The organism is Nonomuraea bangladeshensis, assembly GCF_039529455.1.
GTDB lineage: Bacteria > Actinomycetota > Actinomycetes > Streptosporangiales > Streptosporangiaceae > Nonomuraea > Nonomuraea bangladeshensis.
On sequence record NZ_BAAAMV010000004.1, the window covers coordinates 694,813 to 718,949 of the forward strand.

Sequence of the window (24,137 nt, forward strand, 5' to 3'; positions counted from 1 at the left end):
TCTCTGCAGCAGTCCACCCGTCTGAAAGGCTCGCTACTTTGTCGATCCAGATCCTGGGGATGGTCTCGACCGCCTACGGCTCGGAAAGCGCCGGCTGGCAAGGACCGGTCGTCGATCCCGGCTACCTCGCCGACTTCGCCCGCGCCCACGAGGAGGCCGGTTTCGACCGCGCGCTCGTCGCGCACAGCGCCACCTCGCCCGAGGGCTTCGCCGCCGCCGCGCACGTGCTCTACAACACCGAACGCCTCGGCGTCCTCATCGCCCAGCGGCCCGGATTCATCCAGCCCACCCTGACCGCGCGTAAGCTCGCGACGCTGGACAACCTCACCGGCGCCGGCCGCGTCGCGATCCACCACATCACCGGCGGCAGCGACACCGACCAGCGGCGCGACGGCGACTTCGCGGACAAGCAGGCCCGCTACCGGCGCACCGCCGAGTTCATCGAGGTGCTGAGGCGCACCCTCACCTCCGACGAGCCCTTCGACCACGCGGGGGAGTTCTACCGCTTCGAGGGCGCGTTCAGCTCGGTCAAGCCGCACGGCCCGGTGCCGATCTTCTTCGGCGGGCAGTCCGACGACGCGATCAGGGTGGGCGGGCGCTGGGCCGACGTCTACGCCCTGTGGGGAGAGCCCCTGGCCCAGACGCGCGAACGCATCGACCTGATCCGCGCCGAGGCCGCGCGGCACGGCCGCGAGATCGGCTTCTCCCTGTCCGTACGCCCGATCGTCGCCGAGACCGAGGACGCGGCCTGGGAGCGGGCCGACGGCATCCGCCGCGCCTTCGAGGACAACCTCGCGCGCAGCGGCGGCGGACCGTGGCGGATCGGCCGCGGCGACAACACCGCCGTCGGCGCCAAGCGGCTCAAGGACGAGGCGGACGAGAAGCTCGTGCACGACGAACGCCTCTGGTTCGGCGTCACCCAGCTCACCGACGGCGGCGGCAACTCCACCGCCCTGGTCGGCACGCCCCAGCAGGTCGCCGACGCCCTGCTGAAGTACTACGACCTCGGCGTCCGCACCTTCCTCATCCGCGGCTTCGACCCGGTGCGGGACGTACGCGACTGGGGCCGGGAGCTGGTCCCGCTGCTGCGCGCCGGCGCGGCCGCCCGCGAGGAAGCCCTCGTCACCACGGGGCCGGGCCGATGAGGACGAGATGGGCCGCCGGCCTCGTGGCGCTCCTGCTGACCGGCTGCGCCTCCCCCGCGCCCGTCGGCGAGGCCGCAGCCGGATCGGCCGCCGGCGGGCGCGGCGACACCCTGACGTGGGGCTGGTCGCTGCCCTCGACCTGGGACCCGGTGACCTCGGCGGTCGGCAACGACGTCCACGCGCTGACCCTCGTCTACGAGGGGATCACCGAGGTGGACGAGAAGGGCGAGGCCCAGCCCGGCCTCGCGCGGTCGTGGACGTACGCCAAGGACGGCCGCTCGGTCACCTTCCACCTGCGGCCGGGCCTGACCTTCTCCGACGGCACGAAGCTCGACGCGGCCGCCGTCAAGGCGAGCCTGGAACGCGGCAAGACCGCCAAGGACTCGACGATCGCGCCGCAGCTGGTCACCGTCGAGCGCATCACCGCCGACAGCGCCACGGACGTGACGCTGCACCTCACCCAGGTGGACTACCAGATCCCGCTGCTGCTGTCGGGCAAGACCGGGCAGATCGTCAGCCCGGCCGCGGCCAAGGACCCGGCGAAGCTGGCCACCCAGCCCGTCGGCGCCGGGCCCTTCATCCTGAAGAGCTACGTGCCCGGGTCGCAGGCGACGCTGGTGAAGAACCCCGCGTTCTGGAACGCGGGCGACATCCTCGTCACGAACTTCGTGCTCAAGCCGACGCCCGATCCGTCCGTGGCGGTCGCGGGCCTGCGCTCGGGCCAGTACGACCTCGCCGACCTCACCGCCTCGCAGGTCGGCGGGGTCGAGGCCGCCGGGTTCCCGGTCGTGAAGACCGACGTGCTGCCGGTCCGCGTCCTCGACGTGAACAACACCGTCAAGCCGTTCGACAACCCCAAGGTCGTCCAGGCGATCAGCACCGCGATCGACCGGCAGGCGCTGGTCGACACGGCCAACTTCGGGTACGGCCGGCCGGTCTGGCAGCCGTTCCCCCAGGGCTACGTCGCCCACGACCCCGGTCTCGACAACCTTTACCCGCACGACGTGGCCAAGGCCAGGCAGTTGCTGGCCGAGGCCGGATACCCGGACGGCGTCGACGTCCAGCTCGCGCTCGGCAGGGCGGACGACCCGGTCGGCGAGCTGATCCAGCAGCAGCTCAACGCGGCCGGCATCCGCACGACGCTCACCGTTCTGACGCCCGGCGTCAACAACTACATCACGCGCAAGTACCCGTTCGTGCTCGACCAGTTCAACGCCCGCCAGTCGCCGGTGCAGGCGCTGCAGGTGCTGTTCGGCGCGCAGGGCCTGATGAACCTCGGCAAGACCACCCCCGCCGAGCTGCCCGCCGCGGTCGCCAAGGCGAGCGGGCACGCCCTGACCGATCCCGCCTACCCGGCGGCGATCCAGGCCGCCACCAGGATCGCGGTGACGAACATGCCGAACGTGTTCCTGTACTCGGTGACGCGCTTCGCGGCGCACACCCCGAAGGTGCACGGCCTGCGCAACTGGGTGGACATCCAGCGCTTCGAAGGCGTCTGGGTGGACAAGTGACCACGCTGAACGTACGCGACACGACCGGCCGGACGGGCACCGCCGCCACCCCGGCGGGCCCCGGCCGGCCGGGGCCCGGGGGGCGGGCCGTCGCGCGGACCGCCGCCGCGCTCGGCCGGGCCCTGCTGATCGCGGTCCCCGTGCTGCTCGTGTCCACCTTCATCACCTTCATGCTCGGCGGGCTGACGGACCAGGACCCCGCCTCGGTCGTGCTCGGCGACTCCGCCACCCCCGCCGACGTGGCGAGGATGCGCGAGGTGTTCGGGCTCGACCGGCCGCTGCCGGAGCGCTACGCGCTGTGGCTGTGGGACGCCCTGCACGGCGACCTCGGCTCCTCCTGGTTCACCAAGATCCCGGTGGCGCAGAGCATCGCCGAGCGGCTGCCGGTGAGCCTGTCCGTGGCCGCCGGGGCGCTGCTCATCGCCGTCGTGCTCGGCGGCGTCTTCGGCGTCCTCGCCGCCGTACGGCAGGGCGGCCGGCTCGACCGCGCCGTCACTGTCGTCACCTCCGTGCTGGCGACCGTGCCCGGGTTCGTCGCCGCGATCGCTCTCATCACGGTGTTCTCGCTGCTCGTGCCGGTGCTGCCCTCGGGCGGCTGGGCGTCTCCGTCCGACGGGCTGCTGACCTGGGCGAGCTTCCTCGTGCTGCCCAGCGTGTCCCTCAGCCTGGACGCCGCGGCGGACGTCGCCCGCCAGCTGCGGACCGGGATGGCCGACACCCTGCACGAGAACTACGTCGTGGGCGCGCAGGTGCGCGGCCTGCCGGCGTGGCGCATCGTCCTCGTCCACGCGCTGCGCAACGGCGCGGGACCCGCGGTCGCCGTGCTCGGCATGCACGTGCCACGGCTGATCGGCGGGGCCGTCATCGTCGAGACCGTGTTCGCGCTGCCGGGCATCGGCGAGCTCACCAAGACGGCGGCGCTCGGCGGTGACGTGCCCGTCGTGCAGGGGGCTCTGCTCGTCACGATCGGCGTCGTGCTGATCTCCTCCGCGCTCGTCAACGTCCTGCTGGTCAAGCTGCGCCCCGCCGCCAGGAGGGAAGTATGAGGACCGTCACCGGCGTCCTGCGCACCCGCGCCGGCGTCGTCGCCGCGGCCGTGCTGGCGGCGGTGCTCCTCCTCGCGGTGCTCGGGCCTCTCCTCGCGCCGTACGACCCGCTGAGGAACAGCGCCGAGATCCTCCGGCCGCCGAGCGCGGCGCACTGGTTCGGCACCGACTACCTCGGCCGCGACGTGCTGAGCCGGGTCCTGGCCGGCGCGCCCCGGTCGGTGTTCACCGCCTTCGAGGCCGTCGGCATCGGCCTCGTCATCGGCGTCGTGCCCGGCATCACCTCCGTCCACCTCGGGCGCGGCTACGAGTGGATCACCCTGCGGGTCATGGACGGGCTGATCGCGCTGCCGTTCCTGATCTTCGCCATCGCGGTGGCCGCGCTGCTCGGCAACGCCGTCCACCAGGCGATGATCGCCGTCGGCATCCTGCTCGCGCCGTCGTTCTACCGCATCACCCGCGCCGCCGCCCTCAGCCACGCGAACGCGCAGTACGTCACCGCCGCGCAGCTGTTCGGAGCCTCGGCGTGGCGGGTGCTGCGCACCCACGTGTGGTCGAAGATCCTGCCGACGCTCGTCGTCGCCACCGCCAACGCCACCGCCGGCGGCCTGCTGATCGTCTCGTCGCTGACCTTCCTCGGCATCGGCGTCGTCCCGCCCGAGCCCACCTGGGGCGGCATCGTCGCCAGCGACCTCGGCTACCTGGCCCAGAGGCCGTACGGGCCGGTGTTCCCGTCCCTGTTCATCATGGCGGCCGTCGGCGCGCTCAACCTGCTCGCCGACGCGATCAGGGACACCGGCGGCGACCACGGACGGGCACGCGCCCTGACGAGAAGAGGAGCACGCCGTGCCCGCCTCACCTGACCCGGCGCTGCTGTCCGTACGCGGGCTGCGCGTGAGCGTCGCCGACGGCACCGAGGTCGTCCGCGGGGTGGATCTCGACGTCACCCGCGGCTCGGCCGCCGGGCTGGTCGGCGAGTCCGGCAGCGGCAAGACCCTGACCTGCCGCGCCGTCCTGGGGCTGCTGCCCGCCGGCGTCGCGGTCACCGGGGGCGGGATCAGCCTGCGGGACGTCGAGCTGACGGCGCTGCCGGCCGCCGAGCGGGCGCGGCTGCGCGGCACCGAGCTCGCGGCCGTGTTCCAGGATCCCGCCTCGTACCTGAACCCGTCGATCACCGTCGGCGCGCAGCTCGCCGAGGTGCTGCGGGTCAAGGCCGGGCTGGCCCGCCGGGCGGCGCGGGAGCGGGCCGTCGAGCTGTTGCACGCCATGGGGCTGCGCCGTCCCGAGCACGTCTACACGCAGTACCCCTTCGAGCTGTCGGGCGGGATGCTGCAGCGCGTGCTGATCGCGATGTCGATCACCGCCGACCCGGACCTGCTGATCGCCGACGAGGCGACCACGGCACTCGACGTGACCGTGCAGGCCGAGGTGCTGGAGCTGCTGTCCGACCTGCGCCGCGACCGGGGGCTCACCCTTCTCGTCGTCTCCCACGACCTGGCCGTGATCGCGCAGGTGTGCGACACCGTCCACGTGTTCCGTGACGGCGTCGTCGTCGAGGCGGGGCCCACCCGGCAGGTCCTGCGCGCGCCGCGTCATCCGTACACGCGCGAGCTGATCGCCAACCACGAGCGCTTCGGCATCGACCGGGTGCGCGAGCAGAGGAGCCGGCGATGACCGAGCTGCTGAACGTCTCCGGCCTGCACGTCGCGCTCGGCCGCGGCCGCAGGCGCACCGAGATCCTGCACGGCGTCGATCTCACGGTCGCGCCCGGCGAGATCGTCGGGCTGATCGGCGAGACCGGCTCGGGCAAGACCACCCTCGCCCGCGCCGTGCTCGGCCTGGCACAGGCCAGGAGCGGCACGGTCACGATCGGCGGGCACGAGGTCGGCGGGCTGCGCGGCCGCGCGCTGCGCGCCTTCCGCCGCGGCGGCGCCGTCCAGTACGTCTTCCAGGACCCGCTGCGCAGCCTCGACCCCGACCGCACCGTCTTCGACACGCTCGTGGAGGGGCTCGTCGTACGCGGCGGGCACGGCCGCGCCGAGCTGCGCGACGCCGCGCACGAGGTCGCGGGGCTCGTCTCCCTGCCGCTCGACCTGCTGCCCAGGCACCCCGGCGAGCTGTCCGGCGGCCAGCGGCAGCGGGTCGCCATCGCGCGGGCCATCGCGGTCGGCCCGCGGCTGCTGATCTGCGACGAGCCGGTCAGCGCCCTCGACGCCTCGACCCGCATCACGATCCTCGAACTCCTGCTGCGCCTGCGCGAGAGCCACGGCATCGGCGTCCTGCTGATCACGCACGACCTCGGCTCGCTCGGCGGCGTGGCGGACCGCGTCGTCGTGCTCTACCAGGGTCAGGTGGTGGAGACGGGCACCACCCAGGAGATCCTGCTGGCCCCGCGGCACCCCTACACCCGCCTGCTCGTGACGTCCGTGCCGTCGATCAGGGACGAGGAACCGCCGGACCCCGAGCTGCGGCGGGCCCTGCGCGACGAAGTGCACGCCCTCGCCACCCACCATTCCGCCTCCTGGAGCCTGACATGACGTACAGCACCGACCACCACGCCCCCGAAGGGCTGCGGACCAGGGGCACGGTCATCGTCGTGCCGGGCCGCGGCGAAACCCGCGCGAGCTACGCGCGCTTCGGCTCGCGGCTCGCCCACGACGCCTACCGGGTGCGGGTCGTGGACCCGCCGGCCGCCGACCCGGCCCACGTCGCGCCCTTCCTGGACGCCCTCGCCCGGCGGCTGACGGAGGCCGTCGAAGGCGTCGCAGCCGAGACGCCGGACGGGCTGCCGCGCCCGTTGGTGCTGGTGGGCTCCGACCTGGGCGCCGCCGGGCTCGCCGCCCTGCTCGCCTCGGAAGCCTCGGAGGCGGTGTGGTGGCCGCAGGCGGCCGTGCTCGCCGGCCTGCCCGGCGCCGGCGCGCGGGCCGGCGGCCGGTGGGAGGACGAGCTCGACGTCCGGACCCACTGTCCCACGCACCGCGGCGTCCTGACCGGCGACGCGGCCGTGCGGCGCGGCGCCCTGGCCGGCGCCCTGCCCCGGGAGCTGCTGGACGCCGCCTACGCGAGCCGTGCGGAAATCCCGCACCTGCTGCTGGTCGGGGACGCCGATCCGCTGGCGGACCGGGCGGCGATCGCGCGGGCGGCCAGGACGCTGCCGAAGGCGCGGCTCACCGTCGTGCGCGGCGCTCACCACGACGTGCTCAACGACGTGCAGCACCGCTCGGTCGCCGCCGAGATCGTCACGTTCCTGGAGGCGCTGCGGGAGGAGCTGGTCCCGGCCGTCACCGTGGAGACGAGCGCCTGGTGACCCCCGCTGGTGGTTTAGGCGAAATGCGGGAATGCCGACCCTTTGCCAGGTCATCGATTGCGGCAGATGGTCCACATCTGTCACATGGGTATCTGCTGTATGCCGAAATCGCGGCATTCACAGAAAAGAAAGCACGATGATCTCACCAAAGCACATATTCGCCTGGGCCACCGCGGCGATCACCGGAGCCCTCATGGCCGCCTCGTTCCAGACACCGGCGATGGCCGGCGAGGGCCCGGAGCCCGGCGACCTCAGGTACGACGCCCCGATCGCCCGGCCGATCGCTGCGCCGGTCGCCGGGTACGACCCCGTCACAGGGAACGCGGTCACTGCGGCGCCCGGCGAATCCGGCGTGAGCCTCGCGCCGTGTGATGACGGCAGAAGGGTTCTCGGCGGAGGCTGGACCACGGGAAGCACGAGCGACACCCCTGTGGTGACGTTCAACAGTGCCATCGCGAATGGTGCCGCGTGGCAGGTCGCCTTCCGTAACCTGGGCGGTGAAGACCTGACTCTGACCGCCACCGCCCAGTGCGCCTTCGTGCGGCCGACTGCCACTTCCCGGCCTGAAACACCCTGAGGCCGTCCCGGTCGATGACACGGGACGGCCTCAGCCGTTCCGCATCACCGGGTGCGCGCTACCAGCTCCCCGATCTCGGGAAGCACCGCGTCCGCGACCGTGATCTTCCGCTCGATGAGCCCGTTGGCGTGGAAGAGGTCGGCGGCGTGCTGCTGCTCGGCGACGAACTCCTCGCTGACCGGGTGCAGGCCCCAGGGGCGGGTGCGTAGCGCGTGCTCCCAGGCGTCGAGGTCGCCGTCGAACAGGGCGGCGGCCTCGCGCGGGTTCTCCTCCGTCCAGCGGTCCGCCCGCTGCAGCGCGGTGACGATCGCGGCCAGCTCCTCGGGCCGCTCCCGCGCGAAGTCGCGGCGGGTGAACCAGAGCGAGCGGTGGCTGAACAGGCCGTCGGTCTCCACGAGCGTACGGGTGCGTGACTCGACCGGCGTCAGGTACGGGTAGGAGCCCACCCAGGCGTCCACGTCGCCGTTCACCAGCAGCTCGGCGGCGTTGCCGTAGGCGTCCACGGGGACGATGTCGCCCCAGCCGAGCCCTTCGCGCTCCAGCGCCAGCAGCAGCAGCGTCGTCTGCCATGAGCCGTGCCCGAGCGCCACCCGCTTGCCCTTCAGCTCCGCCACGGAGCCGATCGGCGAGTCGTCCCGCACCACCAGGCGGCCGTTCTCGACGCGCGGCTCCGAGATCGCCACGTACACGATGTCGTGGCCCTTGGCCTGCGCGGTCACCGGGGGAGTGGAGCCGGTGCCGATGAAGTCGTAGCCGCCGTCGAACAGGTGGTCGCCGTGCGCGGAGGGCAGGGCGCGGGTGGGATCGACGCGCTCGCCCCGGCCGAGGGCGTTCAGGTCCACCCACTCGACGCCGGGCAGCAGGTCGCGGTGGCGGGCCACCCAGAGCGTGTTGTTCTGCGGGAAGAAGCCGACCTTGGTGGTCATGAGGTACGTCCTTTCAGTAGCGGGAGAACATGGCGGCCCACGCGGCGGGCCTCCTCGAGATGGGGGATCCCGGCCAGGATGAACGCGTCCACGCCGAGGTCCAGGAGCTGGTCGAGGCGTTCGGCGACCTGGTGGTAGTCGCCGACCAGGCCGAAGGCCGGCCCGTCGCGCAACTGGCTGAACCCGCCCCATACGTTGGGCGCGACCTCCAGCGCGCGGTAGTCGTCACCGGCGTCGGCGAGGAAGGCGCGGCTGCGCCGCACGCCGACGGAGTCGCCCTCGGCGCCGCCGCTCTCGCGCGGCCTGGCCCGCCAGCCCTCCTCGATCTCGGCCCACGCCTCCTGCTCGCTCTCGCGGGCGAGCAGGTCCACCCGGACGGCGAAGCGGGGCGGGGTCCGGCTGTGCGCGCGCACGGCGTCGAACTTCTCCGCCAGCGCCTCGAACGGCTCCAGCCACGACAGGTAGTAGTCGGCGTGCCGGCCGGCCGCGTCGATGGCGGCCGGCGAGGAGCCGGAGAAGAAGATCTCCGGGAACAGCTGTCCGCGCAGCTCCTCCGGCAGCCCGGCGTCCTCGACCTGGTAGAAGCGGCCGTGGTGGGTGTGCCCGCCCTGCCAGACGCCCTTGAGCACGTCCAGGAACTCCGAGGTCCGCGCGTAGCGGTCGTCGTGGTCGACCTTGTCGCCCCACCACAGCTGCGCGGGGCCGCCGCCGCCGGAGATGACGTTGTAGACGATCCGCCCGCCGGTCGCCCGTTGCAGGGTGGCCGTCATCCGCGCGGCCTGGACGGGGTGCAGGAAGCCGGGCTGGAAGGCCACCATGAAGCGGTACGACGTGGTCTCGCGGGCCAGTGTCGCGGCGGCGGCCCACGGGTCGTCGGTGTGCGGGAAGTTCGGCAGCAGCCCGCCGACGAAGCCGCTGTCCTCGGCGGCCCTCGCGACCTCGGCCATGTAGTCGGCGTGGCTGTAGCCGTCGTCCTTGCCGTCCCTGGTGCCCGGTGCGGTGCCGCCGGGGGTGAAACCGCCGCGGCTGCGGACCCGGCGGCGCAGCGAGGACTGGTCGCCCTCCATGTGGATGCGCCAGTAGATGTCAACGGTCAAGAGCCCGCTCCTTCACGTGCTCGCCGAGGCGGTAGACGTCCTCGGTCTGGAGGAAGAACTCGGTGACCCCGAGGGCGGCGTACTCCTCGGCGGCGTCGAGCGAGGGCAGGTGCACGCCGTAGCGCAGGCCGGGCAGTTCGGGGACGAGGGTCGCAAGGTCGTCGCCGGCCGCGAAGACGTGCACGTCGGCGTGGCGGCGCGACAGCTCCAGCGCCTCGGGCGAGGTGCCCGACAGGTGCACCTCGGGGAAGGGCGACGACGACAGCGGCCCGGCGAACCCGCCCTTGACCACTTCGTAGAAGTCGCCGCCGAAGTCGAACGGGCCGCCGCCCCAGACGCCCTTGGCCACGGTCAGGAACTCGTCGGCGCGCCTCACCCGGGCCGCGCCGGTCAGGAAGTCGCCCTGCGCCCTGGCCACGGCCGGGTCCACGTCCACGGCGAGCCGCCAGCCGAGCCGTCCGGCGGAGAACCGCTGCAGGGACGCCGCCAGCTTGGCCGCGTAGACCGGGGTGGCCACGGCCGGGTGGAACTCGGCGACGACCCGCAGGTGGCGGGTGCGGCGCAGGACGCCGGCCGCGACGGTGAGCGACTCCTGCCCGCCGGGGTCGAAGGGCACGAGCGCGCCCGCCCACCCGGACAGGTCCGCGGCCACGGCGGCCCGCCCGGCGGGGTCGGCGAGCGCCGGCCGTACGTCGGTGACGAAGGCGGGCAGCTCGGCGGCGGCGGGGCTCCTGGTGGGCAGGACCACGTGGAAGCGCGCGCTCATGCCGCCGCCCCCAGCGGAACCTCTCCCAGCAGGGCGTCGATCCGCGGCAGCAGCTCCTGCGCCAGCGGTTCGATCTGGGTGTCCAGCACGAACAGGCCGCGCGTGACGTGCCGCGCGCCGAGCACGCTCAGCACCGGCCGCAGGGCGTAGTCCACGGCCAGCAGGTGGGCGGCGGTGCCGCCGGTGGCGACCGGCACCACCGTCTTGCCGGCGAACGCGCCCTGCGGCAGCACGTCCAGGAACGCCTTCAGCAGCCCGGTGTAGGACGCCTTGTAGATCGGGGTGGCGACGACGATCGTGCCGGCCGCGGCCACCTGCCCGGCCGCGCGGGCCAGGTCGGGGTGGGCGGTGTCGCCGCGTAGCAGGGCCTCGGCGGGCAGGTCGCGCAGGCGCAGGACCGTGGCGGGCCGGTCCAGCCGATCGGCGAGGTGGTCGAGCAGACGTACGGTGCGGGAGGCGGCCGATGGGCTGCCGGAGATGAGCAGGACGGACATGTCAGATCTTTCCTAGGGGTTCGGCGGAGACGGGCGGCGTCCGGGAAGGCCGCGGCGACTGGCCCGTCGCGTCGAGGAACTCGGGTGGCGGCAGGTGGTACGGCGGCTCGGCGTCGGCCGGCAGCGGCGCGGGCGGCCGTTCGGCGGCCTCGAACTCCTCCCGGACGGCCGCCAGCGTCTCGGGCTGCTCGACCAGCGTGACGGCCGCCGAGGCCAGGTAGCGGGCGGCGGCCAGCAGCCCGGCGTGCGCGATCGAGGTGCCCGTCGCGGCCGTGGCCGCCCACGAGTGCAGCGGCACCCCGAGCGGCACCACGGCCGCGACCAGGCTGAGGTGCGGCGCCGCCCAGCTCACCTCGGAGGTGTCGCTGGACGGCCCGCCGAGGTCCGGCTCGGCCGGCGGGCGCAGCGGCAGCACCCCGGTCGCGAGGCCGGTGGCCGGTCGGCCGATCGCGGTCTGCAGCCGCTGCGCGAACGCGTGGTCGGCGTCGGTGAACGCGGGCGGGCCCAGCTCGCTCATCGTGTGGTGCAGCAGCCGCGCGCCGGCCTGGTTGCCGAGTCCCTGCCTGATGGCGGTGACCAGGCGGTGCTCCAGCCGGGTGCCGCTCGCGGCGGCGGCGGCGTGGGCGCAGGTCACGACCTTGTCGTAGAGCGTCGCGGCGGCGGAATGCGAGGACTCGCGGACGTAGACCCACACGGTCCGCAGGTCGGGGGTGACGTTGGGGGCGCCGCCGCCGCTGATCGTGTAGCTGACGCGGCCGGAGGGGGCGACGTTGCCGGCGCGCAGGCGCTCGATCATGTCGGCCAGCAGCAGCGCGCCGTCCAGGCCGCTGCGGGTGCCGAGCGGGTTCGAGCCGTGGCCGGGGGAGCCGAGGAAGGAGAACGTGGCCGAGTACAGGGCGCTGGTGCCGCCCCAGCCGGTGCCGGTGACGGGGGAGGGATGCCAGTCGAGGAAGGCGTCCAGCCCGTCGTAGGCGCCGTCGCGCACCGCGTACGCCTTCCCGACCAGCTGTTCCTCGCCGGTGGACGCGAACACCTTGATCGTGGCCCGGTTCCCGAGCGTCCTGGCGGCGGCGATGGCCGCGCCTGCCGACGCCGCCGCCAGGGCGTTGTGGCCGCAGCCGTGGCCGGGGCCGTAGGCGGGGGCGTACGCGTCGCCCTCGAACGCGACCGGCTCGTGCCGGGGCACGCCGGCCCGCTGGGACAGGCCGGGCAGGGCGTCGTACTCGACGTTGAAGCCCAGCACGGGCCCGCGGTCGCCGTGCGTGGCGACGAACGCGGCGGGCAGGCCGGCCGTGCCCCACGCGATCGTGAAGCCGTGCGCGCGCAGCAGCTCGGCGGTGGCCGCCGCGGAGCGCCACTCGCGCAGCGACGGCTCCGCCCAGGCCCAGATGCGGTCGGCGAGCCCGGTCAGCGCGGCGGCGTTCGCGCCGATCCAATCCGTCATGACCGCACTCCGGCGTCCACGCCCAGGTCGGCGAGGAGCCGGCGGCGCAGGTCGACGAAGCCGGGGTCGGTGCGGTCGCGCGGCCGGTCGAGCTCGACCCGCACGTCCGTGACGAACGCGCCCTCGCGCAGCACCGCGATCCGGTCGGCGAGCAGGATCGCCTCCTCCACGTCGTGCGTGACGAGCACCACGGCCGGGCGGTGCCGGGCGCACAGCTCGGCGATCAGGTCCTGCATCTGCAGCCGGGTCAGGGCGTCCAGCGCGGCGAACGGCTCGTCGAGCAGCAGCAGCTCGGGCTCGCGTACCAGCGCTCTGGCCAGCGCGACCCGCTGGGCCTCGCCGCCGGACAGCGTCGCGGGCCAGGCACCGGCGTGGCTGCTCAGCCCCACCTCGGCCAGGGCGGCCAGGCCCTTGGCGCGGGCGGCGCGGCCCTGCCCGATGATCACGTTGGCGAGGGCGCGCTTGGACGGGACGAGCCGCGGCTCCTGGAAGACGACCGTGCGCACCGGCGGCACCAGCACGCTGCCGCCGCTCGCCGCGTCCAGCCCGGCGAGGATGCGCAGGAGCGTGGTCTTGCCGGTGCCGCTCGCGCCGAGCAGCGCCAGGAACTCCCCGCGCCGCACGTCCAGGTCGACCCCGTCGAGCACGGCCCGCTCGCCGAAGACCTTGCGCAGCCCGCGCGTCCGTACGGCGAGGCTCATCGGATGCTCACCGCCCTGCGCCAGGGCATCGTGACCCGCTCGGCCAGCCGCAGGGCCAGGTCGGCGACCAGCCCGATCACCGCGTACAGCAGCACGCACAGGGCGAGGATGTCGGTACGCAGGTAGTCGGTGGCCCGCGCCATGAGGTAGCCGAGCCCGGCGGTCACGTTGATCTCCTCGGCGGCGATGAGCGCGATCACGCTGAGCGTGGTGGACAGCCGCAGCCCGGCGAAGATGGAGGGCAGCGCGCCCGGCAGCACGACCTCGCGGGCGATGGCCAGGCGGCCGAGGCCGAACGAGCGGGCGGCCTCGACGACCTTGCGGTCCACGTTGCGCACCCCGCTGGCGACGTTGATGTACATGGGGAAGGTGCAGGCGACGCCGATCAGCAGGATCTTGGACGCCTCCTCGATCCCGAACCACACGATGAACAGCGAGGTCAGCGCCAGGAACGGGATGGCGCGCAGCGCCTGCATCGAGGAGTCCACGAGCTCCTCGCCGAGCCGGGTGAAGCCGGAGACGACGCCGAGCAGCAGCCCCGTGGAGGCGCCGAGCACCAGGCCGAGGCCCGCCCGGGTGATCGACACGCGCAGCGCCTCGGGGAGCTGGCCGTCGGCCCACAGCTCGGCGAAGGTCGCGACGACGTCCTGCGGGCCGGCCAGCACGTCCTCGGTGAGGACGCCGGAGGCGGTGGCGGCGTACCAGGTGGTGAGCAGCAGGACGGGGCCGATGGCGCGCAGCGCGAACGTCACGGCCGGGTGGCGGCCGGCCGAGCGCGGCGGCTCGGGAGCGACGAGTCCTTCGACGCCGGCCTCCGTGCGGGTGGTGGCCACGCTCATGACGCCGCGTTCCCGAGCGTGGTCACGTCCACGACGTGCTGGGAGACGTCCAGCGGCGCGGTGAGCACCTTCTGGTCGAGGAAGAACTGTGCCACGTCCTGATATTTCGCGATCTCGGCGGCGGTGACCGCCTGGGCGGGCTTGCCCTTCCGCTGGATGTCGACCACCAGGTCCTTCTGCTTGCCCTGCACGGCCTGCGGGCCCGTCTGGGTGAAGACGTTCAGGTACGCCGCCGGATCGGCGATCTCCTTGGCGCTGCCCTCCTTGATGAACTCGAACAGGGCCTTGACCACCTCGGGATGCTCCTGCAGCAGCTTGGTGGCGGCCACGTAGATCACGTAGTTGTCGGACTTGATCGCCTCGCCGTCGGCCAGGATCCTGGCGTCCAGCTGGGTGACGGCCGGGATGAGGAAGGTGGAGAACGTGGACCAGGCGTCCACCTCGCCCGAGCCGAAGACCGGCGCGGTCTGCGGCGGCAGCAGATAGACCCGCTTGACCTTCTCGACCGGCACGTCGAACGTCTGCAACGCCTTGAGCAGCAGGTATTCACTGGTGCCGCCGTGCCCGACGGCCACGCTGCGCCCGGCGAGGTCGGCCACGGACTTGATCGGCGAGCCGTTCTTCACCACGATGCCCTCGCCCGCCAGGTCGGGCGGGACGGTCGCGAAGATCTTGAAGCTGGGCTTGACGGCCAGCGCGGTGACGCCGGAGGTGATCGAGCCGGTGGCGATGTCGAGCGAGCCCGCGTTGATGGCCTGCGCGGCCGGGGCGAACACGGAGAAGTCGCCGGCCCACTTGACCTTGGCGTTGACCTTGGCGAGGGCGGCGTCCAGGCTGCCGTCCTTCTTGGCGACGGCAAGGAAGCCGCTGTTGCCGGGGTCGGAGATGCGCACGACGACCGGCTCCCGGCCGGCGGCGGTGGTGCCGCTGGTGCCGCCGCAGGCCGCGGCCAGGAGGGCGAGGGGAAGGGCGAGCAGCAGTTTACGCATGGGTGACTCCTTGGAGCGGGGTGTGGTCGGCCCAGGCCGTGACGTCCACGGGCGATGCGAGGAAGCCGTGGGCGCGCAGGAAGCGCTCCTGCTCGGCCAGCAGGTCGAGGCGTTCCGCGGACAGGTCGAGATGGAGGGAGGCGCCGGGGACGTAGGCGGCGGCCACGCCGGCCGCGCCCGCGCCGGTCTCGGCTCCCAGGATCCTGGCCATCTCGGCGGGGTGGCCGGCGGCCCAGTCGGCGGCGCGCAGCAGGACGGCCAGGAAGCGGGTCACCACCTCCGGGTGCTCGTCCAGCAGGCGCTGGTGCACGGTGATGGGACGGGGGGTGCCGTTGTTGACGCGGGCGCGCCGGTCCGGCACGGCGTCCAGGTCGATGCCCACCTCCGCGCCGTGGCGCAGGGCGGCCTCGACGGCGAGCGCGCCCTTGACGTAGACCGCGTCCACCCGGCCGGCGGCGAGCGCGGCCAGCTCCGCCTCCCACTGGCCGCCGCCGGGCTCGGCCTCGACGTCCACCAGGTCGGCGTCCCCGAGCCCGAGCCCGGCGAGGGACAGCGCGCCGTGGAAGCCGCGCAGGGCCATGGCCCGCCAGAAGTCGATGGCGATGCGGTGCCGGGGCGCCGCCAGCCGCAGGCCCTTGAGCTGCCCGGGGTGCTCCAGGTCGGTGCCGCCGCGGACCAGCACGGCCTGCCGCTCCTCGATCCAGGTGAGCCCGATGAGCCTCGTCGCCTCGCCGCGGGAGCGGGCCCACAGCGCCGGCACGTTGCCGCCCTCGCGGAACAGGCCGGTCAGGGCGTGGGTGTAGTGGGTCTCGCGGGGCACGCCGGGGTCGTCGTCCTGCAGCGAGCGGACCTCGATCCCGTCGGCGGCGAACTCCTCGGCCAGCCAGCCCTGGTCGGCCGCGATGCCCGTCGCGGTGGGCACGGGACAGCGGGTGAACCAGATGGCGTCGAGTGCGGCTGTGGTCATGGAGGAGAGTTTGCTAGTAAATTGGTAGGGAATGCAAAGAATGTCCCGCGATGCGGGAAGCCTTCCCGGCCGGACCGGCTCTCACCTGGTCCCGGCTCTCCCTACTCGGAAAACGGAGTTTCCCGCATGGCAGCAGACGGCGGCGTCCAGTCCGTACGCAGGGCGATCGGCCTGCTCGGCTGCTTCGGCGGCGGCGACGCCTCGCTCAGCCTGTCCGACCTGTCGCGCCGGATGGACCTGTCCACCTCGACCACGCACCGCCTGGCCAGAACGCTGACCGCCGCCGGCTTCCTGGAGCAGGAGGACCGCACCGGCCGCTACCGGCTCGGGCCGTCGATCACCGAGCTGGGGCAGCTCTCCTTCCACCGGCGCGGTCTGCACCGCATCGCCCCCGAGCTGGCCGAGCTGGCCCGGATCACCTCCGCGACCGTGGACCTGGCCGTACGCAACGACCGGCACGCGGTCATCCTGAGCGGCGGCTCGCTCAACCCCGACAGCGGCGTCGGCCTGCGCCGCCCCCTGCACTCCACGGCGCTGGGCAAGGTGCTGCTGGCCTGGGACCCGGAGGGCAGCGCCGACCTGGAGGCGCTCGGCCCGCTGCGGGCGCTGACCGGCCGCACCATCGTGGACCACGCCGAGCTGCGCGCCGAGCTGGACCGCGTGCGCGAGGCCGGGTACGCGCTCAACGACGGGGAGTCCGGCGACGGCATCCGCACCGTCGCGGTGCCGGTGCTCGACCGGCGGAGCCACGCCCGCTACGCGCTGGCCGTACGCTCCACGCCGCTGGTCATCAGCGACGCGCGGATCGGCTGGTTCGCCGCGCACGCGCGGACCTGCGCCCGCGCGCTGGAGGTGCTGCTGATCCCGCCGGCCGAACGCCGGCTGCGTCCCTCCTCCTAGGTCACGCCGTCGCGCCGCAGCAGCGGCAGGAGCCGGTCGCCCTGGCGTACCAGCTCCGGCAGGTAAGGGGTGTCGGACAGGATGAAATGGGTGATGCCGAGGGCCTGGTAGTCGCGCAGGGACGCGGCCACGTCCGCGGCGGAGCCGACCAGCCAGGTGGTGGCCGCGCCGGCGCCGCCGTACCGGCCGGGGGCGGTGTAGAGGTTGCGGTCGAGCACCTCGCCGCGCTCGGCCAGGCCCAGCAGGCGTCGCTGGCCGGCGGCGGCGTTCCAGTTCACGTCGCGGGCGATGCGGCCCCGCGCCATCGCGGCGACCCTGTCCTCGGCGTCCGCCCACGCCTCGCCGGCCGTGTCGCGGACGACGGTGGTGACGCGCAGGCCGAACTCCAGCGGCGCAAGCTCGCGGCCGAGCCGGTAGGCGAGCCCTTTGAGGCGGTCGATGCGCTCGGCGACGTCGGCGAGCGGCTCGCCCCAGAAGAGCTGCACGTCGGCCTCGGTGGCGGCGACCCGCTCGGCGGCGGGCGAGGCGCCGCCGAAGTAGAGCGGCGGATGCCGGCGCGCCCCCCGGACGGCGGGCCGCGGCTGCACGGTGGAGCCGGTGACGCGGAAGTGCTCGCCGTGGTGGGTGACGTCCTCCTCGGTCCACAGCCGGCGCACGATCCGCATGAACTCCCGGGTACGGGCGTAGCGGACGTCCCGGTCGGCCGCGTCGTCGCCGTAGGCCGCCGGGTGGTCCTCGCCGGAGACCACGTTGACCAGCACCCGGCCGCCGGTGAGGTGGTCCAGGGTGGCGGCGGCGGAGGCGAAGTGGGCCGGACGCCAGTAGCCGGGCCGGACCGCGACCAGCGGCCGGAACGTCGTCGTCCGCGCCGCCAGGGCGGCCGCCACGGTGAAGGTGTCGGGCCGGCCCCAGCCGGTGCCGAGGAGCGCGCCGTCCCAGCCGTGCTCCTCCAGGGCCGTGGCCTGGGCGGCGAGCGTGTCGAGGCTGTTGTGGCCGGCGACGACGTCGTCGCCCCGGTGGCCGGGCCGGGCCTGGTTGGGGATGTACCAGAGCAGTCGGGGGCTCATCCGCCGTCCCTCCTCCAAATAACCCTCATTCCAGGGTTATTTTAGGGGGAACTAGGCGGTCGTGACGGAGGCGAGGATCGCCAGCTTCTCGGCGCTGCCGGTGCCGGGGTCCGGATGCAGGACGACGAGCGTCTGACCCGGCGCGCCGCTGACGCCCAGCCTCTCCCGGTTCAGCCACAGCTCGCCGACCTGGGGATGGTGGAGGCGCTTGGGCGTGCCTTCGCAGGTGTTCACGTCGTGGCGGGCCCAGAGCCTGCTGAACAGCGGGCTGGCCAGGGAGAGCTCGCCCACGAGCTCGACGAACCGGGGATCGTCGATGTCGGTGCCGACGGACTTGCGGAAGCCGGCGACCATGCCCTGCGCGGCGTCCTCCCAGTCCGGGTAGAGAGCCTGCTCGCCGGGGTCCAGGAACACGTCACGCAGGCGGTTGCGCCCCGCCACGAGACGCGGCGACAGCGCGGTCGCCTGCGCGTTGGCGGCGAGGACGTCGAAGGCGCGGCCCTCCACGTACGCGGGCAGCGCGAGCGTGGCGACGAGCTTGGCGACGCCCGCGGGGACGCTCTCCGGGCGGGGCCGCCGCCGTCGCCGCCGGGGAGTCCCCGCCCCGAGGCGCAGCAGGTAGGCCGTCGCGTCGTCGTCGAGCCGCAGCACGCGGGCCAGGGACTCCAGCACCTGCTCGGACGGGTTGCGGTCGCGGCCCTGCTCCAGGCGCAGGTAGTAGTCGGCGCTGATGCCGGCGAGCATCGCGACCTCCTCCCTGCGCAGGCCCGGCACCCGCCGTACGCCGACGGAGGGGATGCCGGCCTGCTCGGGGGTGACGAGCTCCCGGCGGGCGCGTACGTAATCGCCCAGAAGGTTGGATTCGCCGCTCATGCACCCCACGGTAACGGCGCACCTTCGTGCGTGCCTGGCCCCCTCACCCCCAGGATCGCGAGGGCTCTGGCTGCGCCGGCGGACGCGCGGAAACCTCACTCGGGACCGAACATCGGCGGTAAAGGAGCCACATCATGTCGACATATGTCCTGGTACACGGGGCCTGGCACAACGGACGATGCTGGGAACGGGTGGTCCCGCTCCTGACCTCGGCCGGACACCAGGTGGCCGCGCCGTCACTGACCGGCTACGGCGACAAGGCCCACCTGCTCGGCCCCGAGGTGGGACTGGACACCCACGCCGACGACATCGTCAAGCTGATCACCGACAACGACCTCACCGACGTGATCCTGGTCGGCCACAGCTACGCCGGCCTGGTCATCTCCTCCGCCGCCAACCGCATCCCGGAGCGCATCGCCCACCTGGTCTACCTCGACGCGATGGTCCCGGAGGACGGCGAGAGCGCGGTGGACGTGCAACCCATGACCCAGGCCCTCATCGACCGCGCCGCGCAGTCCGGAACCGCCTGGCGCATCCCGCCGCTGCCCGAGCTGCCGCCGCCCCTGGGCCTGTTCGGGGTCACCGACCCGGCGGACGCGGCCTGGCTCCGGACGATGCTGTCGGACCAGCCGGTGCTCTGCCTCCAGCAGCCGGTCCGGCTGGACAACCCCGCCACGCGTACGATTCCGCGCACGCACATCCACTGCGTCGCCGGCGTACCGGAGGGCATCACGCGCCGGCCCGTCCCGGCGACACAGCCCAACGGCAGCCCGGCCCAGGTGTGGGAGCTGCCGACGGGCCACGACTGCATGATCACCATGCCGTCCGAACTCACCGAACTGCTGCTCAAACTCGGCTGACCCGGGCGTCCGGCTGGGCGCCCTTCTCCGGCTTCTTCCACACCCACGCGCCGCCCGCCCGCATCACCGCCTGGCAGGCCAGCCGCCCCTCCAGCCCTTGACCCGGCTGCACGCGCCCCTGGCGGCGGTGACGACGGACCTCGATGCCGTCGAAGCGGCGGCGTTCGCGGCCAGGACGTTGGCCGCCGCGACGTGAACCGGCGGCGCCCGACCGCCTAACTCGTTTGCCGACGACGCGAGCCGGAAGTCATGATCAGGTATGCCGGTGACGCCAGAACTCCTCGCCTACTACGACCAGGACAGGGAAGACGCCCGACTGCGCGAAGGGCGTGGCCGGCTGGAGTTCTGGCGCACGCAGGATGTGCTGCGCAGGACGCTCCCGCCGGCGCCGGCCCGGGTGCTGGACGTGGGCGGCGGCACCGGCGTACACGCCGAGTGGCTGAGCGCCGACGGCTACGAGGTCGAACTGCTCGACCCCGTTCCCCGCCATGTCGGACGTGCCGCCCGACTGACCGGGGTGACCGCGCGGCTCGGCGACGCACGCCGGCTGCCCGTCGCGGACGCGAGCCAGGACGCGGTCCTCCTCCTGGGCCCCCTCTACCACCTGCCGGACCGAGCCGATCGAGTGCTGGCCCTGACGGAGGCCCGCCGCGCCCTGAGACCCGGCGGCGTGGTCGCGGCTGCGACGATCAACCGTCACGCGGCCGTCCACGACACCATCTGCACGGGGCACTACCTCCAGGAACGGGAACGGGAGGCCGCGCACGCGGCGGCGACGGACGGGATCATGATCTCTCCCGGGCGAGGGTTCCCGGCCTACTTCCACGAGCCCGACGAAGTGCCGGGAGAATTCGCCGACGCGGGCTTTCCCGATGTCGAACGGTACGGCCTGGAAGGCGCCTTCTGGCTGTACGGCGACATCGGCGACTGGCTGGACGACCCGGAGCGCCGAGTCCTCCTGCTCGACGCGCAGCGCTCGATGGAATCGGTGCCGTCGCTGCTCGGGGTCAGCGGCCACCTGCTCACCGTCGCCAGACGCGACCAGTGACACGGTCCGCCCGGCCGTGGAGCCGAGGGCGCCCGCAGGGGCGCGATCACCCGCCTATATGATCTTCATGGCCATGCCCCGACGATGAAAGGGCGTGAGCATGCGGCTCAGCCTCCCTCGTAACGGTCTGCTGGCAGTGGCGGCCCTGGACCTGCTCGTCGCCTTGTCGATGGTCGCTGGATGGTGGACGCCCGCGCCGGCGGGACTGCTGGCCGCGGCGGTGGTCGCGCCGCTGTCCGCCATGGGCTACGTGCACGCGTACCGGCTGTCCAGCGCCGCTCGTAAGGCCGGCGCCTCGCCATGGGACGCGCTGAGAACGATCGCCGACGCCCTGGTGCCGCTGCCGGTACGCATGCTCATGAGAGCCGAGCGCCGGAACCTGGCCAGCTTCGCGCTGTGGGTCAGGCGGCGTCAGGACGGGGTCACGCCGGGCGGCACCGCCCTGGCGTATGCGAAGAACCAGCGGCCGATGCTGCTGATGCTGCTGTTCGCCGTGGCCGTGCAGGCCGTCGCCCTGGAGTGGATGCTGGCGGCCTCGGACGGCCCGGCCGGCCTGCGCGCCGTTGTCGTGATGGCCGACGTCTACCAGCTCCTGTTCGTCCTGGCCCTCGGGGCGGCGTCCGCCACCCGCCCGCACGTCGTGACCGCCGAGGAGCTGCGCATCCGCTACGGCGCGTACTTCGACGTACGCGTCCCACGCGAGCTCATCGCCTCGGTGAAGATCAGCCGCAACTACAACGCGCGCGGCGTGATCGCCGTCGCGGACGGCCACCTCACGGTGGGAGTGGACGCGCAGACCAACCTGATCGTCAACCTGACCGCGCCGCTCACCGTCACCAGGCCACTCGGCCGTCGCGAACACGTCACCACGATCCGCTTCTACGCCGACGACCCCGGCTCTGCGTTGAAGAGCCTGACAGGGCGCTGAACCTGCCGTCCGGCAATCCGGCGGATCTCCTCCAGCGGGTACGGCGTCTTCCTGCTCTCACTCTGCAGCCCGTGGTAGAAACCGTTCAGCACGGTGGCCATGGGGCTGTCCCGCGACAACAGGGCCGCGACCCCGCCGGGCACGCCGACCGGCCGCTCTCCTGAAGCCCATGTCCGTACGAGTTCGCGCCGCCCCGCCCAGTCTGCGCCGTGGAAGGCGCCGGCCAGCCAGTTCACCAGATACGTCAGGGTGTAGGTGCGGTCGTAGGTGAGGTGCCGTCGGTAGAAGACCTGTTCCTCCTCCGACAGGTCGAACCGGGTCGACACGGCGCATCCGAAGTCGGTCAGGTAGAAGCGGCGCCCGTCGGTGAGGGCGTTCTCGAAATGCGCGTCGAAGTGAAGCAGACCGCCCGCGTTCATGAAGGACACGGCCTCCCGCAGCCCTTGGTCCACCAGGGTGCACGCGCGGTCGGCGTCGCCCGCACGTACCTGCTCGTCCAGCCACTGGTGCAGGTTGTAGGGAAAGTGCTCCAGGAAGAGCGTCAGGCTCGCCGGCGCCTCCGCCAGCGCTTCGAGCCGCCGACGCACGCCGGGCGCGCCCTCCCAATAGGCAACCGTCCGCTCGATGTCGGCGAGCTCTTCGTACAGCGGGGCGGGCTCGGCGTTGGGCAGCACCCGCCAGTGGTAGAGCAGCGGGAAGGCGGGGGACCGGCCGGTCAGCACCCATTCGGTGGTCATCGTGTGCGCGGCCAGCTCGCGCCAGGCGCCGAAGCCGGGCGAGCCGATGCCGTACTGACAGAAGGGCGGCAGCCCGAACAGGTTGGCCGTCGAGTGCGGATGGCGCAGTTCGAGCTCGGTGAGGGGCACCCGTTTGACGAAAACCGAGGTGCCACCGACGTCGAGCCGCGCCGCCGCCCCGCCGATCCCGGTGCCGAGGGGAACGCCCTCGCGCTCCAGCAACTCGGCCAGCTGCCGGTCGTCGTAGCGGGCCAGGGCCGTGGAAACGTCACGATGGGCGGTCGACCGCGTGTCCGTCATCGTGATCACTCTACTGGTCGGCCTGGGCACAGCGACGGCGCGGTGCGGTCGGCAAGATCAGTAACATGACTGGCCACGCCGTCATCACCTCAGGAGCCCGCACCTGATGTACTTCATCCATCGCAACTGGAAAGCCGGGCCACTGTGCAAGAGCGTCCGGCACGTGCCCGGCCGCACCGTCCTGGAATGGTTTCGCGGCCTGTGGGAGCCGGACGGCCTCGACCGGGCGCGCTCCGACCTGAACGGCGCACCCTACGAGCTGGAATTGCTGAGAGAATGCGGCGACACCCCTCCTGAGGACATGGTCGAGTTACGCCGCCGAATCCGGATGCAGCTGTGGGCCGACAAGGAGCTGCACATCGATGACCACAGCATCCGCATCAGCAGCATGGGCGTGCACCTGGAGGAGGCGTTCTACTTCGTCGACGACGCCCGCGTCGCCGAGCAACCGGACCGCTGGACCTACCCCCTCCACCCCTCGTGGCCACTGCCCGACGCCGCCGCTCCCGGCCCGACGCCGTTCGTTCCACCCTTCCCTTGCGCCGAGCTCGCCCCCTCGACCACTCACGACGTCGGCGCCACCTACGTGCTGCTCACCACATTGAACGCCAGGCACGACACCCTCGGCTGGGATCGGACGTACGTCCTTCCCGGAGTGCGACTGCCTCAATTGGCCGCCGCGCTCCGCCGCCCCGTCCAGAATCGCGACAACTGGCCCGGCCCTCTCCTCGACCTCCGAGCATTGACAGCCCCGGACGAAGACGGCATCGCACCCGCCCTCGAACGTCTCAGCCGTTTCGCAGGCGGTGCCGGCGAACTCCCCGAGCCGCACGACCAGGCGCACCGGGCGGCGCTGGAACACCTGCGTACCGTCACCCCGGACGACGGCCGCCCGCCCGAGTTCACCCTCATCCACGTCGGCGAGCACCTGGCGCAGATGGCCCTGCACACGAACTCCATCGGCCACCGCCCCTGGTTCGTCTTCGACGACATCTGGGCCAGCGCCCACCCCGACCTGGCCGCCTCTCTCATCCACTACGCCTACCACTGGGACCCCGGCTGCACCCGTAAGCACGGGTTCATGATGCCCTGCGGTCACGAGGAGTACCTGGACCTCCGCCTGCGCTACGCGGATCGCGTCCGCGACTACGAGCCCTACGACGAACCGCTGGTGACCGAGCTGACCGGCGTGCGCAGCGTGGCCGAACTGCGCCGGCAGATCTTCCAGGACGCCGGTACCGGCAAGCAGCGCCTCCTGCTGGTCCTCGACCAGGACCATCGAAGCGAGCTGTTCGGCGTCGTCGGCGCCGTTCTCGGGCATCCGACCCCCGACGCCTGCGAACTCCGCTACTTCCACCTGGGCAAACCCCACCGCCACCGTCCCGAGCAGCGCGATCGGTTGATCAAGGCACTCTGTTTCGAGCTGAGGAAAGAGGGCTACACCAACCTCGTCCTGGACCAACCCCCGAACGAGCTGTGCCAGAAGCGGCTGAATCCGGTCACCTTGCGCGGCACGTCACCCACCAGCCAAGTGATCCCCGTGGCCGACTTCTACCCGCCAGAGCTCTACGCTTTGCGGGCGGACCCGTTCCTCCTCTAAGCGAGGAGTACTCCA

General features: G+C 72.9%; 25 protein-coding genes. 13 read left to right on the forward strand and 12 right to left on the reverse strand.

Translation table 11 applies throughout. From position 1 onward, the window contains the following. Positions 1-38: 38 nt before the first annotated feature. The 8 genes from ABD292_RS15135 to ABD292_RS15170 all read left to right on the forward strand — a co-directional run bounded on the left by ABD292_RS15135 (position 39) and on the right by ABD292_RS15170 (position 7,586). Positions 39-1,145, forward strand: a complete 1,107-nt coding sequence (locus tag ABD292_RS15135) for an LLM class flavin-dependent oxidoreductase (RefSeq protein WP_344207825.1) — start codon at positions 39-41, stop codon at positions 1,143-1,145. Beyond that, a complete protein-coding gene (locus ABD292_RS15140; RefSeq protein WP_344207826.1) occupies positions 1,142-2,656 on the forward strand; it encodes an ABC transporter substrate-binding protein in 1,515 nt (504 codons plus the stop codon). Before ABD292_RS15135 ends, ABD292_RS15140 begins: the two co-directional genes overlap by 4 nt. Next, complete coding sequence (locus ABD292_RS15145; RefSeq protein WP_344207828.1) at positions 2,653-3,702, forward strand: ABC transporter permease; 1,050 nt, start codon at positions 2,653-2,655, stop codon at positions 3,700-3,702. Before ABD292_RS15140 ends, ABD292_RS15145 begins: the two co-directional genes overlap by 4 nt. Then, positions 3,699-4,565 (forward strand): ABC transporter permease, encoded by an 867-nt coding sequence (locus tag ABD292_RS15150; RefSeq protein ID WP_344207829.1) that lies wholly within the window; start codon positions 3,699-3,701, stop codon positions 4,563-4,565. The genes ABD292_RS15145 and ABD292_RS15150 overlap by 4 nt, the downstream gene beginning before the upstream one ends. Then, on the forward strand, positions 4,549-5,376 hold the full coding sequence (locus ABD292_RS15155; RefSeq protein ID WP_344207830.1) for an ABC transporter ATP-binding protein: 828 nt from the start codon (positions 4,549-4,551) through the stop codon (positions 5,374-5,376). The genes ABD292_RS15150 and ABD292_RS15155 overlap by 17 nt, the downstream gene beginning before the upstream one ends. After that, positions 5,373-6,239, forward strand: a complete 867-nt coding sequence (locus ABD292_RS15160; protein WP_344207831.1) for an ABC transporter ATP-binding protein — start codon at positions 5,373-5,375, stop codon at positions 6,237-6,239. Before ABD292_RS15155 ends, ABD292_RS15160 begins: the two co-directional genes overlap by 4 nt. After that, positions 6,236-7,009, forward strand: coding sequence for a serine aminopeptidase domain-containing protein (locus tag ABD292_RS15165; protein ID WP_344207832.1), 774 nt, complete (start codon positions 6,236-6,238; stop codon positions 7,007-7,009). Before ABD292_RS15160 ends, ABD292_RS15165 begins: the two co-directional genes overlap by 4 nt. Before the next feature lie 193 nt (positions 7,010-7,202). Continuing rightward, the gene (locus ABD292_RS15170; protein ID WP_344207833.1) at positions 7,203-7,586 is read left to right on the forward strand and encodes a hypothetical protein; all 384 of its coding nucleotides are present in this window, start codon (positions 7,203-7,205) and stop codon (positions 7,584-7,586) included. A gap of 44 nt (positions 7,587-7,630) precedes the next feature. On the opposite strand, the gene ABD292_RS15175 is transcribed toward ABD292_RS15170, so the two are convergent. From ABD292_RS15175 to ABD292_RS15215, 9 genes are read right to left on the reverse strand one after another with little or no spacing between them, the layout of a single operon-like run. After that, positions 7,631-8,512 carry an ABC transporter substrate-binding protein gene (locus ABD292_RS15175; protein ID WP_344207834.1) on the reverse strand — a complete coding sequence of 294 codons (882 nt, stop codon included), beginning with the start codon at positions 8,510-8,512 and terminating at the stop codon, positions 7,631-7,633. Beyond that, the gene (locus ABD292_RS15180) at positions 8,509-9,609 is read right to left on the reverse strand and encodes an LLM class flavin-dependent oxidoreductase (RefSeq protein ID WP_344207835.1); all 1,101 of its coding nucleotides are present in this window, start codon (positions 9,607-9,609) and stop codon (positions 8,509-8,511) included. Before ABD292_RS15180 ends, ABD292_RS15175 begins: the two co-directional genes overlap by 4 nt. Continuing rightward, positions 9,599-10,375: an LLM class flavin-dependent oxidoreductase gene (locus tag ABD292_RS15185; protein WP_344207836.1), complete on the reverse strand. Its 777-nt coding sequence runs from the start codon at positions 10,373-10,375 to the stop codon at positions 9,599-9,601. The genes ABD292_RS15180 and ABD292_RS15185 overlap by 11 nt, the downstream gene beginning before the upstream one ends. After that, the gene (gene ssuE, locus ABD292_RS15190; protein WP_344207837.1) at positions 10,372-10,869 is read right to left on the reverse strand and encodes an NADPH-dependent FMN reductase; all 498 of its coding nucleotides are present in this window, start codon (positions 10,867-10,869) and stop codon (positions 10,372-10,374) included. The genes ABD292_RS15185 and ssuE overlap by 4 nt, the downstream gene beginning before the upstream one ends. A 1-nt stretch (position 10,870) precedes the next feature. Further along, entirely contained in the window at positions 10,871-12,313 is a 1,443-nt protein-coding gene (locus ABD292_RS15195; protein ID WP_344207838.1) for an amidohydrolase, read from the reverse strand. Next, positions 12,310-13,014 carry an ABC transporter ATP-binding protein gene (locus ABD292_RS15200; RefSeq protein ID WP_344207839.1) on the reverse strand — a complete coding sequence of 235 codons (705 nt, stop codon included), beginning with the start codon at positions 13,012-13,014 and terminating at the stop codon, positions 12,310-12,312. Before ABD292_RS15200 ends, ABD292_RS15195 begins: the two co-directional genes overlap by 4 nt. Continuing rightward, positions 13,011-13,853 carry an ABC transporter permease gene (locus ABD292_RS15205; protein WP_344207840.1) on the reverse strand — a complete coding sequence of 281 codons (843 nt, stop codon included), beginning with the start codon at positions 13,851-13,853 and terminating at the stop codon, positions 13,011-13,013. Before ABD292_RS15205 ends, ABD292_RS15200 begins: the two co-directional genes overlap by 4 nt. Continuing rightward, entirely contained in the window at positions 13,850-14,842 is a 993-nt protein-coding gene (locus tag ABD292_RS15210; RefSeq protein ID WP_344207841.1) for an ABC transporter substrate-binding protein, read from the reverse strand. Before ABD292_RS15210 ends, ABD292_RS15205 begins: the two co-directional genes overlap by 4 nt. After that, positions 14,835-15,809: an ABC transporter substrate-binding protein gene (locus tag ABD292_RS15215; protein ID WP_344207842.1), complete on the reverse strand. Its 975-nt coding sequence runs from the start codon at positions 15,807-15,809 to the stop codon at positions 14,835-14,837. The genes ABD292_RS15210 and ABD292_RS15215 overlap by 8 nt, the downstream gene beginning before the upstream one ends. Before the next feature lie 126 nt (positions 15,810-15,935). Between ABD292_RS15215 and ABD292_RS15220 the strand changes: the two genes are divergently transcribed. Next, on the forward strand, positions 15,936-16,709 hold the full coding sequence (locus ABD292_RS15220) for an IclR family transcriptional regulator (RefSeq protein WP_344207843.1): 774 nt from the start codon (positions 15,936-15,938) through the stop codon (positions 16,707-16,709). Here the strand turns inward: ABD292_RS15220 and ABD292_RS15225 are convergent. Both ABD292_RS15225 and ABD292_RS15230 read right to left on the reverse strand, forming a co-directional pair. Further along, the gene (locus tag ABD292_RS15225; protein ID WP_344207845.1) at positions 16,706-17,776 is read right to left on the reverse strand and encodes an LLM class flavin-dependent oxidoreductase; all 1,071 of its coding nucleotides are present in this window, start codon (positions 17,774-17,776) and stop codon (positions 16,706-16,708) included. The genes ABD292_RS15220 and ABD292_RS15225 overlap by 4 nt on opposite strands. A gap of 51 nt (positions 17,777-17,827) precedes the next feature. After that, the gene (locus tag ABD292_RS15230; protein WP_344207846.1) at positions 17,828-18,649 is read right to left on the reverse strand and encodes a helix-turn-helix domain-containing protein; all 822 of its coding nucleotides are present in this window, start codon (positions 18,647-18,649) and stop codon (positions 17,828-17,830) included. A gap of 134 nt (positions 18,650-18,783) precedes the next feature. Here ABD292_RS15230 and ABD292_RS15235 point away from each other — a divergent pair, with 134 nt between their 5' ends. From ABD292_RS15235 to ABD292_RS15245, 3 genes are all read left to right on the forward strand, one after another. Beyond that, the gene (locus ABD292_RS15235; protein ID WP_344207847.1) at positions 18,784-19,509 is read left to right on the forward strand and encodes an alpha/beta fold hydrolase; all 726 of its coding nucleotides are present in this window, start codon (positions 18,784-18,786) and stop codon (positions 19,507-19,509) included. 265 nt (positions 19,510-19,774) lie between these two features. Beyond that, positions 19,775-20,557, forward strand: a complete 783-nt coding sequence (locus ABD292_RS15240) for a class I SAM-dependent methyltransferase (RefSeq protein ID WP_344207848.1) — start codon at positions 19,775-19,777, stop codon at positions 20,555-20,557. A 94-nt stretch (positions 20,558-20,651) separates the two neighbouring features. Then, positions 20,652-21,485 (forward strand): hypothetical protein, encoded by an 834-nt coding sequence (locus tag ABD292_RS15245; protein WP_344207849.1) that lies wholly within the window; start codon positions 20,652-20,654, stop codon positions 21,483-21,485. Here ABD292_RS15245 and ABD292_RS15250 read toward each other — a convergent pair. Then, entirely contained in the window at positions 21,437-22,522 is a 1,086-nt protein-coding gene (locus ABD292_RS15250) for a protein kinase family protein (protein WP_344207850.1), read from the reverse strand. The two genes, ABD292_RS15245 and ABD292_RS15250, sit on opposite strands and share 49 nt — an antisense overlap. Positions 22,523-22,628: 106 nt before the next feature. Here ABD292_RS15250 and ABD292_RS15255 point away from each other — a divergent pair, with 106 nt between their 5' ends. Further along, on the forward strand, positions 22,629-24,122 hold the full coding sequence (locus ABD292_RS15255; RefSeq protein WP_344207851.1) for a hypothetical protein: 1,494 nt from the start codon (positions 22,629-22,631) through the stop codon (positions 24,120-24,122). Positions 24,123-24,137: the final 15 nt, after the last annotated feature.

Coding starts and splice junctions, on each gene's coding strand:
- ABD292_RS15140 (WP_344207826.1), top strand. CDS start 1,142: ATGAGGACGAGATGGGCCGCCGGCCTCGTGGCGCTCCTGCTGACCGGC.
- ABD292_RS15150 (WP_344207829.1), top strand. CDS start 3,699: ATGAGGACCGTCACCGGCGTCCTGCGCACCCGCGCCGGCGTCGTCGCC.
- ABD292_RS15160 (WP_344207831.1), top strand. CDS start 5,373: ATGACCGAGCTGCTGAACGTCTCCGGCCTGCACGTCGCGCTCGGCCGC.
- ABD292_RS15165 (WP_344207832.1), top strand. CDS start 6,236: ATGACGTACAGCACCGACCACCACGCCCCCGAAGGGCTGCGGACCAGG.
- ABD292_RS15170 (WP_344207833.1), top strand. CDS start 7,203: ATGGCCGCCTCGTTCCAGACACCGGCGATGGCCGGCGAGGGCCCGGAG.
- ABD292_RS15175 (WP_344207834.1), bottom strand. CDS start 8,512: ATGACCACCAAGGTCGGCTTCTTCCCGCAGAACAACACGCTCTGGGTG.
- ABD292_RS15185 (WP_344207836.1), bottom strand. CDS start 10,375: ATGAGCGCGCGCTTCCACGTGGTCCTGCCCACCAGGAGCCCCGCCGCC.
- ssuE (WP_344207837.1), bottom strand. CDS start 10,869: ATGTCCGTCCTGCTCATCTCCGGCAGCCCATCGGCCGCCTCCCGCACC.
- ABD292_RS15195 (WP_344207838.1), bottom strand. CDS start 12,313: ATGACGGATTGGATCGGCGCGAACGCCGCCGCGCTGACCGGGCTCGCC.
- ABD292_RS15200 (WP_344207839.1), bottom strand. CDS start 13,014: ATGAGCCTCGCCGTACGGACGCGCGGGCTGCGCAAGGTCTTCGGCGAG.
- ABD292_RS15205 (WP_344207840.1), bottom strand. CDS start 13,853: ATGAGCGTGGCCACCACCCGCACGGAGGCCGGCGTCGAAGGACTCGTC.
- ABD292_RS15210 (WP_344207841.1), bottom strand. CDS start 14,842: ATGCGTAAACTGCTGCTCGCCCTTCCCCTCGCCCTCCTGGCCGCGGCC.
- ABD292_RS15215 (WP_344207842.1), bottom strand. CDS start 15,809: ATGACCACAGCCGCACTCGACGCCATCTGGTTCACCCGCTGTCCCGTG.
- ABD292_RS15220 (WP_344207843.1), top strand. CDS start 15,936: ATGGCAGCAGACGGCGGCGTCCAGTCCGTACGCAGGGCGATCGGCCTG.
- ABD292_RS15225 (WP_344207845.1), bottom strand. CDS start 17,776: ATGAGCCCCCGACTGCTCTGGTACATCCCCAACCAGGCCCGGCCCGGC.
- ABD292_RS15230 (WP_344207846.1), bottom strand. CDS start 18,649: ATGAGCGGCGAATCCAACCTTCTGGGCGATTACGTACGCGCCCGCCGG.
- ABD292_RS15235 (WP_344207847.1), top strand. CDS start 18,784: ATGTCGACATATGTCCTGGTACACGGGGCCTGGCACAACGGACGATGC.
- ABD292_RS15250 (WP_344207850.1), bottom strand. CDS start 22,522: ATGACGGACACGCGGTCGACCGCCCATCGTGACGTTTCCACGGCCCTG.
- ABD292_RS15255 (WP_344207851.1), top strand. CDS start 22,629: ATGTACTTCATCCATCGCAACTGGAAAGCCGGGCCACTGTGCAAGAGC.